Below are 556 nucleotides of genomic sequence, written 5' to 3' on the forward strand. Positions count from 1 at the left end.
TTGTTTTACCTGTGATATCCCACGTCGCACCAGTTAGGTAAAATATGTCAACACTATCCTGCGAATTACTGGTCACAGGATCATTTAGATCATAAGCACGTTTAGATGCATCTATTTCAAACAGTAAACTCGTTGCGGGAAAAGCACGCCAATAAAAGGCCACCCCACCGCCATACTCGAAGTAGTCCTTGAAACGAGTACTAATTTGACTAAAACGTGGGTCCTGAATGTAACGATAGTTATGGTACTTCCTATCCTGCATGCGTACGGTAGTTTCGATTCTTCCTTTAGCTTCATCAGCCCCAAAAGCATGTACGATGCTTGCATCATTAACAGCATATTCAACTGGCCCTGAAGCGATTGTAGACAGCGAGTCACCCGCGAGAATTCCTGTACCACGTTCTTCATGAAGAAATAGGTAGGCATAATTTAGAGAAAGGGCATTTCGACTATTCAGAATAATAGAATTATTGGTCGATATCTTGTGGTCAACATAATTATCATCACCACTGTCAGTATAAAAACCAGATGAGATTTGATATGCAATCTGGTAGGT

The 556-nt window shown here is 41.2% G+C and carries 1 pseudogene; it reads right to left on the bottom strand.

Features of this window, described 5'->3' with window-relative positions:
- Positions 1-556: pseudogene (locus QTO00_RS20690) on the bottom strand (outer membrane beta-barrel protein); the annotation flags it as partial.

This window comes from Vibrio sp. M260118, assembly GCF_036533755.1.
Taxonomy (GTDB): Bacteria; Pseudomonadota; Gammaproteobacteria; order Enterobacterales; family Vibrionaceae; genus Vibrio.